This window comes from Pseudomonas sp. YuFO20 (assembly GCF_035064975.1).
Lineage (GTDB): Bacteria > Pseudomonadota > Gammaproteobacteria > Pseudomonadales > Pseudomonadaceae > Aquipseudomonas > Aquipseudomonas putida_AE.
The window spans coordinates 20,721-38,206 of the sequence record NZ_JAXDEO010000014.1 but is presented as its reverse complement, the minus strand read 5'-3'; the positions used below and the strand labels follow the sequence as shown (position 1 = coordinate 38,206).

Genomic DNA, 17,486 nt, shown 5'->3' with positions numbered 1-17,486 from the left:
TGCCCGGCATCGTGTCGGGCCACGCACTCAGCTATCCAGTCAGACACCGCGCCTAAGGCGCGGTGTGAGGAAACCCTTATGCAAAATCAGCTCTATATCGACGGCCGCTTCGTTGATGCGCTCGCCGGCGGCACCATCGACGTCGTGTCGCCCCATGACGGCTCGTTAATCACCCGCATCGCCGCCGCCGAAGCCGCCGACGTCGACCTCGCGGTGGCCGCCGCCAAACGCGCGTTCCCGGCGTGGTCGGCGCTAGGCGCTGCCGAGCGTGGACGCCTGTTGCTGAAACTGGCGGACAGGATCGAGGAATGCAGCGAAGAACTGGCGCAGCTGGAATCCCTCAACACCGGGCACCCGATCCGCGATTCCCGTGGCCTGGATGTACCGCGCACTGCTGCGTGCTTCCGCTACTTCGGCGGCATGGCCGACAAGATCGAAGGCACGGTGATTCCGGTCGAAGCCGGGTTCCTCAATTACGTGCAGCGCAAGCCGATTGGCGTGGTCGGGCAGATCGTGCCGTGGAACTTTCCGCTGATGTTCACCAGCTGGAAGATGGGCCCGGCGCTGGCGGCGGGGAACACCGTCGTCATCAAGCCCTCGGAAATCACACCGCTGTCGACCTTGCGCATTGTCGAGTTGATGACCGAGGTCGGCTTCCCCAAAGGCGTGGTCAACGTCGTGCCGGGCTACGGCCATACCGCGGGCCAGGCGTTGGCGGAACACCTCGACGTCGGCAAGATTGCCTTTACCGGCTCGACCGCGACCGGTCGGCGCATTGTCGAAGCCTCCAAAGGCAACCTCAAGCGCATTCAGTTGGAGCTGGGCGGCAAGGGGGCGAACATTGTGTTTGCAGACGCCAATCTGGAAGCGGCGGTCAACGGCGCTGCCTGGGCGATCTTCCACAACCAGGGCCAGGCCTGCATCGCCGGTTCGCGGCTGATTCTGCACAAAGACATCGCGGACCAGTTCCTCGAGCGTTTCATCGCCCTGGCCAGGTCGATTCGCCTGGGCGACCCGATGGACCCGGACACCGAAATGGGCCCTCTGACTTCGGCCCTGCACCGCGACCGTGTCATGGCGTACATCGACATCGCCATCGAACAGGGCGGCAAGGTTCTCGCTGGCGGCAAGGCACCGGACGACCCGGCGCTGGCCAAGGGCTTTTATGTCGAGCCGACCGTGGTCGAGGCCAAGCCCGGTGATCGCGTGTGCCAGGAAGAAGTCTTCGGCCCGTTCGTTACCGTGGTGCGCTTCAGCACCGACGAAGAAGCACTGGCCATCGCCAACAGCACCGAGTACGGACTGGGCAGTGGCTTGTGGACACAGAACCTGAGCCGTGCGCACAAGATGGCCGACGCCATCCATGCCGGCATGTGCTGGATCAACTGCTACAAACGCGTCAGCCCGGGCAGCCCGTTCGGCGGCGTCGGCCAGTCCGGTTATGGCCGGGAAATGGGTTTCGAAGCGATCCACGACTACACCGAAGCACGCTCGGTATGGGTCAACGTCGACGCAAAAATCCCGCCACATTTCAAGCGTTGAGGCCGGCCATGAATCCTTTTGTCTACCAAAGCCTGCCGACCCGTGTGGTGTTCGGCTGGGGCAAGCTCTCGGCGCTGGCTGAAGAAATCGAACGGCTGGGAGCCCGTCGGGCGCTGATCCTCACCACGCCGGAACAGCACGGCCTGGGCGAGCGCGTCGCGGCGTTGCTCGGTGATCGCGCCGCGGGTGTTTATCCGCATGCGGTGATGCACGTGCCGCTGGAAGTGGCGCAAGCGGCACGCGTCGAAGCGGCGCGCCTGGATGCCGATTGCTGCGTGGCCATTGGCGGTGGGTCGACCATTGGCCTGGGCAAGGCGATTGCCATGGATTCGGGGTTGCCGATCGTGGCAGTACCGACCACTTACGCAGGTTCGGAGATGACGCCGATCTACGGGCTGACCGAAAATCGCCTGAAGAAAACCGGACGCGACCCTCGGGTCCTGCCGAAAACCGTGATCTACGACCCGCAATTGACCCTGACCCTGCCGGCGCAGATCTCCGCCTGTTCGGGCATGAACGCCATGGCCCACGCGGTGGAGGCGCTGTACGCCGAGGACGCCAATCCGATCGTCGGTTTCATGGCCGAGGAGTCCATCCGCTCGCTGGCCCAGGCCTTGCCCGGCGTGGTCAATGATCCCAACGATCCTCACGCTCGCAGCCAAGCCTTGTATGGCGCCTGGCTGGCGGGCATTTGCCTGGGCTCGGTGGGCATGGCCTTGCACCACAAGCTCTGCCACACCCTGGGCGGCACCTTCAATCTGCCCCACGCCCAGGCCCACGCCATCGTGCTGCCCCATGCCGCGCATTACAACCGCGAAGCGGCCGCCGAGCCGTTGCAACGCGCCGCGCGCGCCCTGGGTGGTAGCTCGGCCAGTGAGGTGGGTGCATTGTTGTATGCACTCAACCAGAAGCTGGGCATTCCATTGGCACTGGTGGACATCGGCCTACCGCCAAACGGTCCGGCCGAGGCTGCAAAAATTGCCTGTGCCAGCCCTTATTACAATCCACGGCCGTTTGAACAAGGCCCGATCGAAGCACTGCTGACCCGCGCATTGAATGGCCAGGCGCCAGCCTGACCCCAGCAGCGCAGCCAGCCCATGTCGGAACAAGAACAATGACCGATCAAGACAAAGTGGTAGAAAAACTTATTTCCGAGCAGGCCGTGAACAGCTTCGCCGACGCCCCGGATGCCCGCTACAAACAGATCATGCAAAGCCTGGTCCGGCACCTGCACGCATTTGTCAGCGAGGTCGAACTGACCGAACAGGAGTGGTTCGAGGGCATTCGCTTCCTGACTGCAACCGGCCAAAAATGCGATGGCCTGGTGCGTCAGGAATTCATTCTGTTGTCGGATACCCTGGGTGTATCGATGCTGGTCGACGCGATCAATCATCGACACAGCGCAACCGCCACCGAAACCACGGTGTTCGGGCCGTTCTACATCGAAGGCATGCCCGAGCGCGCATTCGGCGAAAACATGGCCTTCACCCCGGGCGAGACGGCGCTGGTGCGCGGTCGGGTGGTCGACACCCAGGGCAATGCCTTGGCCGGTGCGGTGCTGGACGTGTGGCAGACCGCCGAAAACGGCATGTATTCGGGCCAGGACAGCGAACAGCCGTTCGGCAACCTGCGCGGTCGTTATCGTACCGACGCTGACGGCTGCTTTGCGATTCGCACCATTGTCCCGGTGGCCTACCCGATCCCCACCGATGGCCCGGTTGGACGCATGCTCGATGCCGCTAATCGGCATGCCTGGCGACCGGCGCACCTGCATTTCATGGTCGAGGTGCCGGGGTATCGCAAACTGGTGACCCACCTCTTCAATCACGACGATCCGTACTTGGGGTCCGACGCGGTGTTCGGCGTGAAGCAGTCGTTGCAAGTGATCTATGAAGACCGCACCGCTCACGATGAAGTGTCCGCACGCCTGGGTATGCCATTGCCGTTCAAGCGTGCGTGTTATGAATTCGTCATGGAAGCCGGGTGAAGCATGGGCCAGTTTTTTGCGGTATTCGCCACCGACCACCCGGATTCCCTGGCCTTGCGCCAGCGCCTGCGGCCCAGCCACCAGGCGCATCTGCGGGCGACCGATACCCACCGGGTGGTGGTACGCCTGGGCGGTCCGACCCTCGATGATGTCGGCGCGGCGATGAACGGCACGCTGCTGGTGATCGAAGCCGGCAGCCTGGCGGAGGTGGAAGCCTTCATCGAGGACGATCCCTACGTCCAGGCCGGGCTTTTCGCGAGCATCCAGATACGCCCCTGGCACTGGAGCCTCGGCAACCCGGAACTGCGTGGCTGACCATGACCCTCATCACCTTGTGCCAACGGGAAGACATCGCCGACGGCGGCGCCCTGGGCCTGCCGCATCATCAACAGCTGCATCCCGCCGGCCTGGTTGCGGTGCGCCAGGGCGAGCAGGTGTGGGTGTACATCAACCGCTGCCCGCATTTTTCCGTGCCGCTGGACTATCGCCCGCAGGAGTTCTGCACCTATCGCGGCAAGGTGCTGATGTGCGCGCATCACAGCGCGATGTTTCGCTTCGAAGACGGGCACTGCATCGATGGACCATGCAAAGGCGCCAGGCTTGAGCCTGTACCGGTGCGCTGGGTGGAAAACAGCCTGGTCATGGAGGTCCCGGAGGAGGGGTGATCTACAATTTTTCACAATGCCGAGCGCAAAAAACTACCTCGGTGGGTGGGTTGGTTGCTGGCACGATGCGACGGTTTTCCTTCAGCCAATCAAACATGTGCTCAATGAAGTTTTGCTGCTGGTACCTGGAGCGATCAAATAGTATTGCTAAGTTCGGCCTCGTCTTGCGCTTTATTCTGAGCAACGGGCGCGTTACCGGTTGCATCCGGTAATGCGTCCGTTGCGGCGGATTTCATTAAATATGACTGCAACCAAATCCAATGCTGCGTCAGGGCGTTCGTACCGTTTGACCATCGTGGGCTCCTACCTTTGATGGACGCGGCCTCAACTAAGTCCCGACGATGGGGAGCGAATAAAATTTCAGTGGACTTAGTCCAGAACGTAACAGCCCACACCTTTACTGCCTGTCGAGTCCGATCTGATTAATCGTATAACCGTGTCTAGAAGAGCTTGCTGTGAGAAGTGTGGCGGGTGCTTTTCAGCGGGGGTTACGCCATAGTGGATAGACAGAAGAAAGATTTATTTTTGTAGTGTAATAGTTATAAAGATGAAAGGGTCGATCCAAGACGATTGGGTCCAGATGCGCAGTCCGCTTTGCTAGAGCGGCACGCATCTCTGGGCGATTGGAGTTAGAGTTCCAAAGGCCATTTTGTTCAGCCACACAAACCAGAGAAAAATCGTTTTCGATCGCAAGATCCTTTGCGCAGGCAATGACACAATTCAGCAGCTCATCGACCAAACAAGCGGTCGCATAGTTTTTTATCGGGTTTATGCCGCGAATAAGCAGCGCTTTTTCATTGTGGATGTATACGGTGTGTAACTGTACATTGCCTATGACTCTCCCTAAATGCTCACTGAATACATTCAAATGAAAGTGATCAGCTCTTTTGAAGAGCTCCAGATTAGTATCGGTGCAAATTCCGGTCGTCGACTTTGCAAAAAAAGAAGCTGCATTTTTAGATAAGTAAATACGGATGTAATCATGGATTTGCCGCCGTTGACCGATAATGTAGCGATAGCAATGCAGGTGTGGATTAAATTCCAAGTTGAATTTCCTGAATCCTGCGCGCTCTATGTGGGCGCAATGGTCTTGCAATTCAGACAGCGCGTGTTTCAACTCGCTAATACCCGCGGTGACTGGTCTGAAGAGCGTGTAAATAATCTCGGCGAGTGGCAAGCTCTCGTGGTCACCGGCAATTTCGTCATCATCCATATCGAAGCTATTTTCTGATAGTGGAGAAAAAACAGGGCTGTTGCCGAGTATCCGCTGACTGAACTGCAGATTGCTGATGCGTAGCGAATTGATGAGTGGGGTGATGTCTTCGCAACCTAAACAGAGAGACATCCAATAAGGCGTGGTAAGACCGTGCTTCACGGCACTTTCGAGTTTCTTTGGTTCTGCGATTGCGGCGTTTATGCTGGCGGGCTCCATCGCGGCTAGAGTGGTAAGTAACGTCGCAAGCTCGGTTGGAGTTCTGGCGATCACGTTGCGCAAAAGTGTGCGAAGGCGTCCCAGCGTATCTTTGTCACGTATGCGGTCCAGTAACAACTCCAAGGCGTCAATCGCGGAGGGATGGATAAACACCAATTGGCGAATATCGGTGAGTATCCGTTTATTGACAAACGTGAACACCAGGCGGTCTCGGTTTGTGTCGCTCTGCAGTAATAATTTGGCCGAAGGGTTGCCCAGCACCGTCCACAGCAGTTGGAACAACGCGATGGGGCAAACAGCACTGCTGGAGTCCCCATGTAGCTGGGCCTGGAGCGAGAGAAATCGATGCGCCATGGCCGGATCAATTCCGTAGTGATGCAGGGCAGGTTCCATGTAATGCAGTGCTGCCTGGGAGGAGAGTCGGGCCGCATCAAAGTCTTTTGCTGGGTTGAACGCCTGTAAGGATCGTTCGACCAATAGCATCTGATGCTCAGACTCCAGCTTTGAATAAGCTTCGTAAGCTGTACCGTTTTCAGTGTCCATGTCTGCCAGGACCTGCTGTGCGGGTGGCTTGAGCTGCTTAGCGGCTTTGATTGCATCCAGCTCTTCTTTGAGCGGCCCCAGAGCCAAACTCATGGCAGTAGCGATACTGCCCGACGCTTCTTGCGCGCCTCGCAGGCACCGACGTATTGCAATCCGTTTGCCATTATTCGTGCTGATAAGGGGCAGTGTGGCTGTCGACCCGGTGTAACTGCTGGCTATTCGAAGCGACGGAAAGGTATGAAGAATCAAGTCTTGCCAGCGAGCCGCTGCCTCATCCGGTTCCCAATGAATATCAGGCGCGAGCAGCTCGATAATATGTCCAATGATGGCGGTCAGTAAGTCCTCATGCGCGTGGAGACCAGGTTCATGATGAGCAATCACGATATGCAGCAAGTCGGGCAGGGCGCCTGCTCCCTCGACAAAAAAATAAAATCGCTGCGTGCCATGCATCAACTGTTCGGTCGTGTAAGCGCTGAACAGGGGAGAACTGAAAAAGCAGTTATCGCTTAGAGCCGTTAACTCACGTACTCGTTGCTGCTCATGGAAGTCCGTCGACAACGGAGCCTGAAGCTGCACAAAGCCTTGCTGCTCAAGGTGAAGCCTGACCAACGATATGAGTTGGCTAGCCTGATGATGGCGATGCCTGAGGGATTGCCGACTTTTTGCATCCTTCTCCGTCAAGAGATCAATCTTTTGCGATTGAAGAATGATGGAGAATTGCTGGAGAACGACCTCGTATTTATTCGGATCTATTCGCGGGCTGGCTGGACGCTCATGGGCATCCGGCCTTGATCTTAACAGGCCGCTCACCGAGACGATGTCTCCCTGGCGAATCTCGGCCGTGGCGTTTCTGAGTGTCGAATCCAGAACAATGACCTGCAACGAAAAATATTGGCTGGCCACTCGCAGGAACGTGAGGCCCCCCAGTTGCCGGACAGCCTCGCAGCGGCCACTGAATTTCACTATCTTCTCTACAAGCTCAGGCAGTTCATCTAAATGCAGAAGTAACGATGTATCACTGTTTTCAGGTGTTTGAGTGAGCTGGTCCATCACAATGACAGTCTCCTGTAAAGAGTGTGCCTTAACACTGCACCACTACTTGCTATCACTTCCCGATGGCAAGTAACTCATTCAATGCCTGCTTGAAGCTGACCAACAGGGCTTCCACGCAATCGTCAGGAATGGCGTCGCGATAGTAGGAAAGACTACCGACCAATCCGCTTTCGGTACGTAGTGTGTTAAGCGAAACATCGGTCTTAATCCCGCTCGACGGAACCCCGATACCGTGGAGCTGTGATGTGCCTAATTGGCGCTGCCGTGAAGGATAGTTATGGTGGTTATACCAATAGGGAAATCGGGAGCCGTAAGCGACATCGCGGGGCGAACAGTTGGCCTCAAAAATATGCGGCGGCAGCATGGCGTGACCATAGGCATCCAACACACAATGATTGACCTGCTCCAGCAGACGCAGAGAAGGAGACCAATCAGAAAGCCGGGGTCGAATCACCATGGGGTGAACAAAATACCCCACTACCGGCTCCAGGGCCGCGTCGGTCCGGTTGGCTACCGGAGAGCGTACGTAAAGGTCGGTCATGCCTGTGTTTCTGGCGAGAGAAACCAAGAACGCAGTGAGGATAACGGTATAAAGGCTGAAGCCCGTTCGGCTGCACAATTGCGCGATTGCGGGGTATTGCGCATCCAGGTTGAGCGGTAGAACGGCACTGCGATAGGTAAATTGCTGGGGCCGCTGAATAGCGCCGCGCAATGGAAAGGGTTCGGGCAGCTGTTTCAGTGTCTCTTGCCAAAAAACGCTATGTTTATCCAGCAGGTTTTCAGCTAAACGTTGATGTTGGGCATCGGTATAATCTGCGTATTGCAGGCAGTATTTGGCTTCGTCAGGCACGCCGGTAGCGAGTAACGACTGATAGTGCGCGCAAAGCTGGTCCACCAGAATCGCACCTGACCAACCATCAAATGCAATGTGATGGGCGGTGATGATCAGCACGTCATCCGTCCCTTGGCATTCAAGGTAGGTTGCCCGAATCAACAGTGGATGTCTCAGGTCAAAAGCGGTCGATGATTCTTCAACGATCAGATCGGCCACGGTTCGGCTGATATTGCTATCAAGCGCCAGGTTTATCAGGTGAAAAGGCAACGGAAACTCATCAAAGGCGTGTTGTAAACGACGCCACTGGCCGTGTGAGTTGAATCGAAACTGCAACGTAACGCCGGTTGCTGTTCAAGTACGGCGCCGAAGGCTTCGCGAACCCTGGCCACTGAACACTCGCCTCGAATGTAAAACGCCATCACCACATTTTCCAGATAGGCTGGGGTTTCGGGGGGCTTCTCAAGGATTTCGCGTTGGGCTAGTCCGGGTGTATCTTCACTTTCGCGCTTGCGCCATGCATGGGCGTCCAGCAATAGGCTGTTTTCACCACACTGGCGTGCGCTGCCGTTGAGCAACTCCGCCTGCTGAGCCAGTATCGGATGGTCGAAAATATCTTTGGGGGTAAGGTCAACATTGAAGAGGTTGGCAATTCTGCCAAGCAGCATCATCACCGAAAGGGAAGTCGCGCCACATTCAAAAAAATGGCTGTCGGCCGAGATCGCCTGATGGCTGAGGATTTCCTTCCAGATAGCTTGTAATCGATCCAATGTCGAAGCGTCGCCGGCGACTGACGGCGTGATGACACTGGGATTTGCATTCATCTCACGCAGCGCGTTGTGATTGACCTTGCCGTTAGGCAAAAGAGGCAGATTGGCAAGCGAATACAGCTGGCTGGGGTGCATATAGGCGGGGAGTTGGGCTGAGACTGCCTGTTTGATCCTTTGCTCAAGCAAGTGAGTCTCAACATTGGCCTCAACTACGTAACACGCACAAATCTGTTTTTCTCCGCTGGCGAGGATGTCGAGATAGACGGCGGCGCAATGCACTCCAGGTGTTTGTTGGACGACTTGCTCAATGGCCAATAGCTCGACTCTGTGCCCATTCACCTTGTGCTGGCTGTCTCGCCGGCCCAAGAAGGAGAGTTCTCCCGAGGCTGAAACAATCCCGATATCCCCTGTTTTATAGATCCGTACTGGCTTTCCATCGACGTTGAGCGTTGAAAAACGCAGCGCGTTCTCGCTAGGCGTATTCACATACCCTATCGCTACGCCTGGACCAGCGATCGCTATTTCGCCCTCTTGCTCCTGTTTGACGGGAGCACCGTGTTCATCCAGCAAATAAACTTGCATTCCGCGAATGGGTTTACCAATGGGCGGAGGCAAATCTCTGCCGCCACCCTGTTCCACGCGCCAAAAAGTCACGTCAATGGTCGTCTCGGTAGGCCCATAGAGATTGACCAGCTGACTTCGAGTCTTTGAAAAGAACTGATCGACCAACTCCCAGGTTAATGACTCGCCGCCGCAAAATACCAAGCGGCAGGGCATATGCTCGAATTGCCTTAATCGCACTAATTCACGTAACAGTGTAGGAACAAATTGCGCAATCGATATGTGCTCTTGTTGCAGTGTCAACAGTATGCCAAGCGGATGTTTAGCATAAGCCGTAGGGAGGATGACCGTACAGGCGCCAGCCGCCAGCCCAGTCCATAGCTCCCATACAGACGCGTCAAAAGCGATAGAGGTTCGTTGCAATAGAACGTCAGCTTCGGTAACGCCAAATTCATCTATAAACCATTGAGTATGATTCAATAGCCCATCGTGGCTTATTAGCACGCCTTTAGGTTCGCCTGTCGAGCCAGACGTATAAATGCAGTAAGCCGGCGTCTCCTTATTTGGCAGATTCGAACTTTTCCGTTGATAGCAACTATTGATAATGTCTTGCGGATTTATGATCCCCTCAGAAAATTGCTGAGGAATAGATACAGGGGCGTCGCAAAAAATATGCTCTATCTTGGCGTTATTCAACAAGCTCTGGATTCTTTCCTCGGGGTATTCGATGTCTATTGGAAGATAGGCACTGCCATGCTTCATGATTCCCAGGCAGACGCTTACCAGTTGGACTGTTCTCTCCATGGCAACAGCGATAATGCCGTGGCTTACGGCACCCTTTTGCTCCAGATACGCAGCCACTCGATCTGATTGTTCGTTCAGTTGTCGATAGGTTAACCGCTGTGCCCCGCATTTAACGGCGACGCGATCAGGGGAAGCGCTTACGTGGTATAGGATCATGTTTATAATACTGTCGTAAGTACAATTGTTCATATCAAACTTTTCCCTCGGCAGGCAGATGAACGATGGCTCGCAGTTATCCTGCTGACTGCAAAATCAATGTGCAACTACTAAATTTGGTAGTTGCACGCCTCCACACAGGTACTATTCTGCTGTCCATTCGCACTGCAGCAAGGCACTCCTGCGTAGCGCAGTAATGTCGTTAGAGTGAAAGGCTATGTTTGCTGATTATATAAAGGTCGCAAAGAGTATTTCGCGCATGTCAATTCCCATCGGGGTGGGAATCGTTATTCAATCCCTATATCTGGTTATTGATTTATTCTTTGTCAGTCGGTTGGGCGCTGATGCTATAGCAGGGGTCACCTCAACAGCCACCGCTGCTTTGCTTACCGGCATGCTTGGCCAACTACTGGGGATAGGTGTTGTGTCCTTGATTGGACAGGCGTTGGGGGCGGGGAAGTATGCACAGGCGCGTATATTTTTTATTCATGCAGGGCTGATGGCTATCGCCTGCAGCATATGTGTTGTCGTTGTGGGCTATATGGGCGGCGGGCGCGCCTTGTCAGTGTTAGCCTCGGGTGAGGCCGCACAAGAGATGGGCGAATCCTATTTATATGGCTATATGCCTGGATTAGCGCTGCAAATTATTATCACCGTGGGAACGTTCGGGCTGCGTGCAGCTGGCGAGCCCTATGGGCCGTTGGTTGCTCAATGTATTTCCGTTCCAATCAACTTGGTTTTGGCGCCGGTACTGATCTTCGGTGTACCGGGTGTCCCGGGGCATGGCACGTTGGGCGCTGGATTGGCTACAACCCTGGCAACCTCGGTTACAGCGGCGATTATCCTATATAGAGCCGTTGATTGTTATCGTCATTTTGCACAACCGAGAATAACGTTTCGCTGGGAAAGCATTATCGCACGACGAATCATCACAGTCGGCCTGCCAGCAGGATTGGAAACGTTTGTGATTTATGTGTACACCGGACTGATGTATTGGGCAGCTGCAAAACTGGGCGCGCAAGTGCAGGCGGCAGTCGGGATTGGGTTAATGTTAATCCAAGCACTTTTTATCCCGTCCGTTTCGGTTGCTTATGGATGCGTCCCAATAGCTGCGTACTATTTTGGCGCCAACGACATTGGAAAAGTCAAAAAAATATATGCTGTTTCGTTGGCGATGGTAGTGAGTACTATGCTGTGCTTGACGGCAGGGTGCTTTTTGTGGGGAAGCTCCATGGTGTCTTTTTTTTCCAACGACAGCCAAGTAGAAGGTAAGGCCGCCTACTTCCTGGTATGCATGTCGTTGAACTTTGTGACGTCAGGCCTAATACATATCAATGGCTCAATATTGCAGGCGTCTGGGCGAACGATCTGGTCGCTGCTGGCAATTTGTACTCGCTTGGCAACATTTGTCATCCCTCTGTTATTCCTGGTCAACCTGAACAAAATCACCCTTCAATGGTTATGCTTGCTCTCGAACTTTGCATTTTTATCTCAGGCGATAGTTAGCATTTATGCGGTGAACCTTGTCATAAAGCGACTTATGCAGATTACACCAGAGCCTGTAGCCGCTGCTTCGCTGGGATTTGATACTTTGTTAATGAACAAAGAGGGACGTGAATCATGAGCAGCTTAATGGGTTTTTCTAACAGGTGGCATTCAGCATCTGAGCTAAAACAGAGCGATCATCGCTACGCAATCCGTACCACTCTATTAAGAGAGTACAAAATTTTGCTTTCTGACAATATATTTTCAGAGAACTCTGATTTGCTGGAATCTACCGTCGACACCGGCTCTGCCATGGTCATTTACACCCCGACCGTAAATGCTCTATATGGAGAAGCGATTCGCAGAAAGTTCTCTCTGTTGAAAGGAGGCGAGCGTGTCAATTTTTTTGAGCTTGCCGTAACCGAGGAAAATAAAGAAATTGAGATGTCGCTGGAAGTGTGTCGCCTGGCGAAGGAAGTCAACTTGCCAAGAAATGGCCAGATTATTGCCGTCGGTGGCGGCGTATGTCTGGACATTGTCGGGTTTGCAGCATCGATATACAGGCGCGGTGTAAAGTGCATAAAGGTTCCGACCACATTCATTGGCATGATTGATGCTGCGGTCGGCATAAAGAACGGAATTAACTATGAGGGTAAAAAAAGTGTCCTGGGGTCATTTTACCCGGCGGAGTATACCTTTGTTTGCCCTTGTTTTTTAAAGACCCTCGCCGTAGAGCATTTAAGATCCGGATTTGCGGAAGCGATCAAGATAGCGGTCATCAAGGATGCGGTACTTTTCAGGCAACTGGTCAACGTCTCGGCTCATATAAATGAGGAGAAGCTCCAAGGCGCAATCGGCTGGGAGATTATTGACCGCTCTGTGGCTGGCATGCTGACGGAATTGTCTGAGAATTTGTATGAGCTTGATAGTTATCAGCGGTATGTTGATTTTGGTCATACCTTTAGCCCTCACATTGAATCGGCGACGAACTATAAAGTGAGTCATGGTGAAGCCGTGGCTATCGATATTGCCTTATCTGCCGTCATCAGTGCCCAACGCAATCTGCTGGCGTGGGATACCTGCCATGTCATTGTTAATACGCTGAAAAGTGCAGGCTTGAGAGTGACCGTCCCCGGAGAGGTCGAGACTGCAGCCCTGTATGAATCCTTGGTGGCGATTGTTGCGCATCGTGCCGGAGCGCTGAACCTGGTTATCCCTGTAACGATTGGCACGGTTGCTTATATTGAACACTGGCGTGAGCTTTCTTGTGGGCAGTTACAGCAGGCGGTTACTTACCTGGAATCCTACGATGACTAATGTCGGTTGCGCGGCCTGGAGCTTGCCCGAATCCGGCCTGCCTGGCACGTTGCCTGACGGAATGATGATGCACGTGGGCATCCAGACGCTCACCCAAATGCGTATGTTGAGGGAGTGCCGTGTCGCCAATGAGCAACAACTACGTCAATGTCTGGGGTGTAGCGATAGTCGTCAAAAAATCAGTGCCATAGGATTGAACCTAGTTGAGGATTTTGGCCTGAATAGTTATGCCGGGAAAAAATTCAGAACTGAATTTTTTCAATTCTGCCTACATGTTGTCCACGCAGCAGAGTTTTTGGATGTACCCGTCGTGTATATCCCAAGCTTCAATAAAAATGAAATAGTGGGGGCTGATGACCTTGCCGAAACGGCAACGTTCTTCAAAGAATTATGTCAGGCGGCGCAACGACACCCGGTCTTGATTGCCAGTGAAAACAGTTTGTCGGCGGAAAAACAGTTAGCGCTGGTGTGTCAGGTTGGCGAACCCAGTTTCAGAGTACTTCTGGATATCTTTAATCCACTTCGCTGGGGCCACTCAGTTGAAGAGATTATTTCTTCAGTTCATCCCTACTTACTCTCCCAAGTCCATGTAAAGGATGGTGTGTTGCCCGGTTATGATAATGCCCTCCTGGGGCAGGGCGAAGGAAATGTTGCTGCCATTATTGAACGAATAGAGCAACTGGGATTTTGTGAAGCCTACATCCTTGAAAATGACTACTCCAAACTTTCAATGGAGGGGATGAACGCCGATATCGCTTTTCTGTGCTCATGTATTTCCGGTACGCAAGGGTAAATATCAGAGGATATAGCAAATGTTTAGCAAGAAAAATCTGCGCCAAACGTTGGAGCAATCGGCGTCAATCAGAATGGGTGCATCGCATCCGTTTTGTAAAGAGATCGACTGGGCGGACAACTATCACGTCTTTGTCAATCGGATACCTGTTGGGCCGGAAAGTGATTTTCCTGTTCATGCAGCGTTGAAACGTTGGGGCGGAGTACTGTCCGGCATAAATTATATTGTCAAGGATAGCATTGACGTGGCTGGGTTCCCGACAACTAACGGTACTCTAGCCCTGAACAGCAATTACCCGTCAGTTGATAATTCATTGGTTGCCCGCTTGAGATCCCTGGGTGCCATGTGTATCGGCAAAGCTAATCTGGATGAAATGAGTTATGGCTGGTCATCCGATAACCCCTACTTCGGGCGCGTGGTCAATCCTGCTTACCCTCATCACTCGCCGGGTGGCAGCAGCGGCGGATGCGCGGCAGGAGTAGCGGGCGGTGCTGCCTATTTCGCCGTCGGCGAAGATACAGTGGGTTCTTTACGTATTCCGGCGGCGTTCTGTGGCGTTTCTGCTTATCGAGCACCTCACCCAGGGTTTGCCACAAATGGAGTTTGTCCGCTGACGTCTTCCGGTTACGATCAGTTAGGGCTGATCGCCAACACCCTTGACGATATTTCGTTGTTGGACAGTCTCATCCATGAGTACGAAGAACTGCCCGCCGTAGAGCCTATCAATTTGCATATTGCTGTTGCGGCAAACTTTTCTCTGGCGGCATTGATGCCGAGTATTGAAGAGAGCATGTACGAGGCAATATTTAAACTTTCCGCAGCAGGTGCCCATATTGTCATGCAAGAGGTGCCTGCTTCATTCGAATTGGCTGCCCATGCATTAGCAACGATCGTCAACCATGAGTTGTTAACAGCGTTTAATCGTTATCTCGGTTCTCGATCACAGGGGCCTGCGACACTGGAAGATCTACTTCAAAATCGTGATACCTCGGCAGCCAATAAAATCAAGGCTCTGGCTTTTCCACCAGGCAGACCAAGCTTACCCGTGTATGAACGCGCTCAGGCGGTCGCGGGGAAAATAAAGCAAGACGTTGTGGATTATTTCAAAACAAGTAAGTGCCAAGTGCTAATACATCCCACTGTGGGAATAACAGCGCCTGCGATAAATCATCGAAATGAATTTTCAACTGATCAGTTGGTGCTGGCCCGCCATGTTTCGGTTGCCACTTGCGCTAAAACTGTCGCAATGAATTTCTCCGTGATGGGCCCAGACGCGTTACCGGTCGGTATTGAAATGTTGTGCTCCCCGGCTATTGATCATCAGCATGTATTGGCGATTTGTCGCACTATCGAAACCATCGTCAAAGGATGAGGCATCTCCAGGGTCGTAGTAAATCCTGTCATTTAAACATTGCGAGGCAAGGTTTATGAAGCTTTTGAATGTTGAAATTTAAATCAATTCTCGGTGCAATCGAAAGTGCAACTATTGTCCCGTGTCGATTATGCCTCTCCCTCATGTGCCCCGATTAATTCAGGAGAATGTGCTGTCGTCGTTTATTTTTCGGCTGGAGGCAATAGACTTCGATGGGAGAATCTCATTTCATTTTTATAATGAGCCGTTAATACATCCGGGTTTGGAAGATATTGTCAGGCGTATTTTACAGGCGGTGCCAAAATGCCGCCCTGTACTGTTTACAAACGGTGATTTGCTTACTCAGCAGCGGTATGACTCGCTGGTCGATGCCGGCATGCAAATGATAGTTATCACTTCCCACAGCGGAAAATCACACCCACCCAGGCCCAAACAAGTTGTCCAGTTCTCTGACGATCTGGTGCTGACCAATCGTGGCGGAAAAATGATGGAGCTGCCCAAAGCCACGGAACTGGACATCTCTCAACGGTGTTTTGCCCCTACCGAAATATTGATCGTCACGATCACTGGAGATGTTGTTCTGTGTTACGAGGACGCTTATCGAAGCCATGTCATGGGCAATATATGCGACCAGTCCATTGCCGAGATTTGGAACAGTGATAACTACTCGCGTATTCGAGGAGAGTTGGAAATCGGCAATCGAAAAGGTGCGTGCGAGATGTGCACAAACTGTACCAATCGTGCCCATACCACACCGGGTAAGTCCGATCGCTCCGAACCCTTTTGGGATCTGATTTCTTGAACCATTTCTTTTATCCAAACCACAACCTGTCATCAGGAAACAGTCATGAATATTCATACTACTGATACGACAACTTCAATTGGCTCCAACACACCTGTGACAACGCAGGCTTGGCCAAAATGGCCTTCCCACGACAGCGGTACTCTGAAAGTGATTACAGAGGTGCTGGAATCGACACGGTGGACGATAAGTGGAGCTTATAGCGGCCAGGAGGCCTATGAGAGACGATTTGCAAGGGCTTTTGCCGAGTACTGCGGCACTCGATATTGCACGCCTGTCACTAGCGGAACCTCTGCGCTGACGATTTCCCTGCTGGCATTGGGCGTAGGGGCGGGCGACGAAGTATTGGTCCCTGGCCTGACCTGGGTTGCCTGCGCGTCCGCTACCTGCAGCGTGGGCGCAGTCCCGGTGCTGGTTGATATTGATCCCGAGTCCATGGCGATGTCACCGCAAGCGGCCGAATCACGGATTAACGCGAAAACAAAGGCGATCTTACTTGTACATCCCTACTGCCGAACGGCGGACATCGACGCGTTCCTGGACATTTGCGAGCGTTACACAATCCCGCTGATTGAGGATTGCTCGCAGGCTCACGGGGCAATGTGGCGTGGCCGTAAGGTAGGGGCATTTGGTGCCCTGGGATGTTTCAGCATGCAACAAGCCAAGGTGCTGACCTCAGGAGAGGGGGGAGCCGTTGTGACATCGGATCCCGTACTGGCGCAGAAGCTTGAGCAACTGAGGGCTGACGGCCGGCTGTTTTCGGGGGCGCCTGGAGTGAGACGTTTGGAACTGGTAGAGCGAGGAACGGTTCAAGGGCAGAATTTTTGCCTCACGGAATTTCAATCCGCCATATTGCTCGACCGGCTGCAGCACCTGGATCGGCAGAATGCGCAGCGTGAAGAGTGCGCAGAGACCTTGCAGGCGTTGTTCGAAGGAGAGGGGGACTTCGTCACCTTCTTGCGACGTGATCCACGTAATACACGGTGTACCTATTACAACCTGGTAATGAAAGTAGGGCTCGAAAAGTACTTTCCTGGATGCACGATAGACGCCTTGGCCCAGGCAATGACCGAAGAGTTGAATGTTCAAGTCAGCCCGCTTTATCAACCGATGAATAAGTTCACGTTGTACAACCCACTGTCGAGCCCAAGAATAAAGAACTTTAGCAATAAGGGCGATTTCGAGCCGACGCGTTATCAACTACCCCAAGCTGACTCAGCAAGGCGTCATCACATCACGCTGCCAAACTGGGTTTTGCTGGGAGGCGCCGACGCGGCGCAAACCATTGCCCAGGCCTTGAGAACATTGGTTGCTCAGCCGCGTAAGGTCCTCTCCGCTCGCCAGGCACCGACATCCGACGCGTTTTAACGTC

General features: G+C 53.6%; 14 protein-coding genes. 11 read left to right on the top strand and 3 right to left on the bottom strand.

All coding sequences use genetic code 11. The annotated features are described in order from the left end of the window. Positions 1 to 78: 78 nt before the first annotated feature. From SOP85_RS10030 to SOP85_RS10010, 5 genes are read left to right on the top strand one after another with little or no spacing between them, the layout of a single operon-like run. Complete coding sequence (locus tag SOP85_RS10030) at positions 79 to 1,542, top strand: aldehyde dehydrogenase family protein (protein WP_323626840.1); 1,464 nt, start codon at positions 79 to 81, stop codon at positions 1,540 to 1,542. An 8-nt stretch (positions 1,543 to 1,550) separates the two neighbouring features. Beyond that, positions 1,551 to 2,618, top strand: coding sequence for a maleylacetate reductase (locus SOP85_RS10025; RefSeq protein WP_323626839.1), 1,068 nt, complete (start codon positions 1,551 to 1,553; stop codon positions 2,616 to 2,618). Positions 2,619 to 2,656: 38 nt separating this feature from the next. Continuing rightward, positions 2,657 to 3,529 (top strand): dioxygenase family protein, encoded by an 873-nt coding sequence (locus SOP85_RS10020; protein ID WP_323626838.1) that lies wholly within the window; start codon positions 2,657 to 2,659, stop codon positions 3,527 to 3,529. Positions 3,530 to 3,532: 3 nt separating this feature from the next. Continuing rightward, entirely contained in the window at positions 3,533 to 3,844 is a 312-nt protein-coding gene (locus SOP85_RS10015; protein WP_323609001.1) for a YciI family protein, read from the top strand. Between the two features lie 2 nt (positions 3,845 to 3,846). Continuing rightward, positions 3,847 to 4,194, top strand: coding sequence for a Rieske (2Fe-2S) protein (locus SOP85_RS10010; RefSeq protein ID WP_323626837.1), 348 nt, complete (start codon positions 3,847 to 3,849; stop codon positions 4,192 to 4,194). A 478-nt stretch (positions 4,195 to 4,672) separates the two neighbouring features. Here SOP85_RS10010 and SOP85_RS10000 read toward each other — a convergent pair whose 3' ends face one another. From SOP85_RS10000 to SOP85_RS09990, 3 genes are read right to left on the bottom strand one after another with little or no spacing between them, the layout of a single operon-like run. Next, entirely contained in the window at positions 4,673 to 7,219 is a 2,547-nt protein-coding gene (locus tag SOP85_RS10000) for a hypothetical protein (protein ID WP_323626835.1), read from the bottom strand. 55 nt (positions 7,220 to 7,274) lie between these two features. After that, entirely contained in the window at positions 7,275 to 8,390 is a 1,116-nt protein-coding gene (locus SOP85_RS09995; protein WP_323626834.1) for a condensation domain-containing protein, read from the bottom strand. Next, positions 8,309 to 10,378, bottom strand: coding sequence for a non-ribosomal peptide synthetase (locus SOP85_RS09990; RefSeq protein ID WP_323626832.1), 2,070 nt, complete (start codon positions 10,376 to 10,378; stop codon positions 8,309 to 8,311). Before SOP85_RS09990 ends, SOP85_RS09995 begins: the two co-directional genes overlap by 82 nt. A gap of 184 nt (positions 10,379 to 10,562) precedes the next feature. Here SOP85_RS09990 and SOP85_RS09985 point away from each other — a divergent pair, with 184 nt between their 5' ends. From SOP85_RS09985 to SOP85_RS09960, 6 genes are all read left to right on the top strand, one after another. Continuing rightward, positions 10,563 to 11,969, top strand: coding sequence for an MATE family efflux transporter (locus SOP85_RS09985; protein ID WP_323626831.1), 1,407 nt, complete (start codon positions 10,563 to 10,565; stop codon positions 11,967 to 11,969). Next, the gene (locus SOP85_RS09980) at positions 11,966 to 13,147 is read left to right on the top strand and encodes a 3-dehydroquinate synthase family protein (RefSeq protein ID WP_323626830.1); all 1,182 of its coding nucleotides are present in this window, start codon (positions 11,966 to 11,968) and stop codon (positions 13,145 to 13,147) included. The genes SOP85_RS09985 and SOP85_RS09980 overlap by 4 nt, the downstream gene beginning before the upstream one ends. After that, positions 13,140 to 13,940, top strand: coding sequence for a sugar phosphate isomerase/epimerase family protein (locus tag SOP85_RS09975; protein ID WP_323626829.1), 801 nt, complete (start codon positions 13,140 to 13,142; stop codon positions 13,938 to 13,940). The genes SOP85_RS09980 and SOP85_RS09975 overlap by 8 nt, the downstream gene beginning before the upstream one ends. A gap of 19 nt (positions 13,941 to 13,959) precedes the next feature. Continuing rightward, a complete protein-coding gene (locus tag SOP85_RS09970; RefSeq protein ID WP_323626828.1) occupies positions 13,960 to 15,312 on the top strand; it encodes an amidase family protein in 1,353 nt (450 codons plus the stop codon). Positions 15,313 to 15,394: 82 nt separating this feature from the next. Then, the gene (locus SOP85_RS09965) at positions 15,395 to 16,114 is read left to right on the top strand and encodes a radical SAM/SPASM domain-containing protein (RefSeq protein WP_323626897.1); all 720 of its coding nucleotides are present in this window, start codon (positions 15,395 to 15,397) and stop codon (positions 16,112 to 16,114) included. 45 nt (positions 16,115 to 16,159) lie between these two features. Then, on the top strand, positions 16,160 to 17,482 hold the full coding sequence (locus SOP85_RS09960) for a DegT/DnrJ/EryC1/StrS aminotransferase family protein (protein ID WP_323626826.1): 1,323 nt from the start codon (positions 16,160 to 16,162) through the stop codon (positions 17,480 to 17,482). The last annotated feature ends 4 nt before the right edge of the window (positions 17,483 to 17,486 follow it).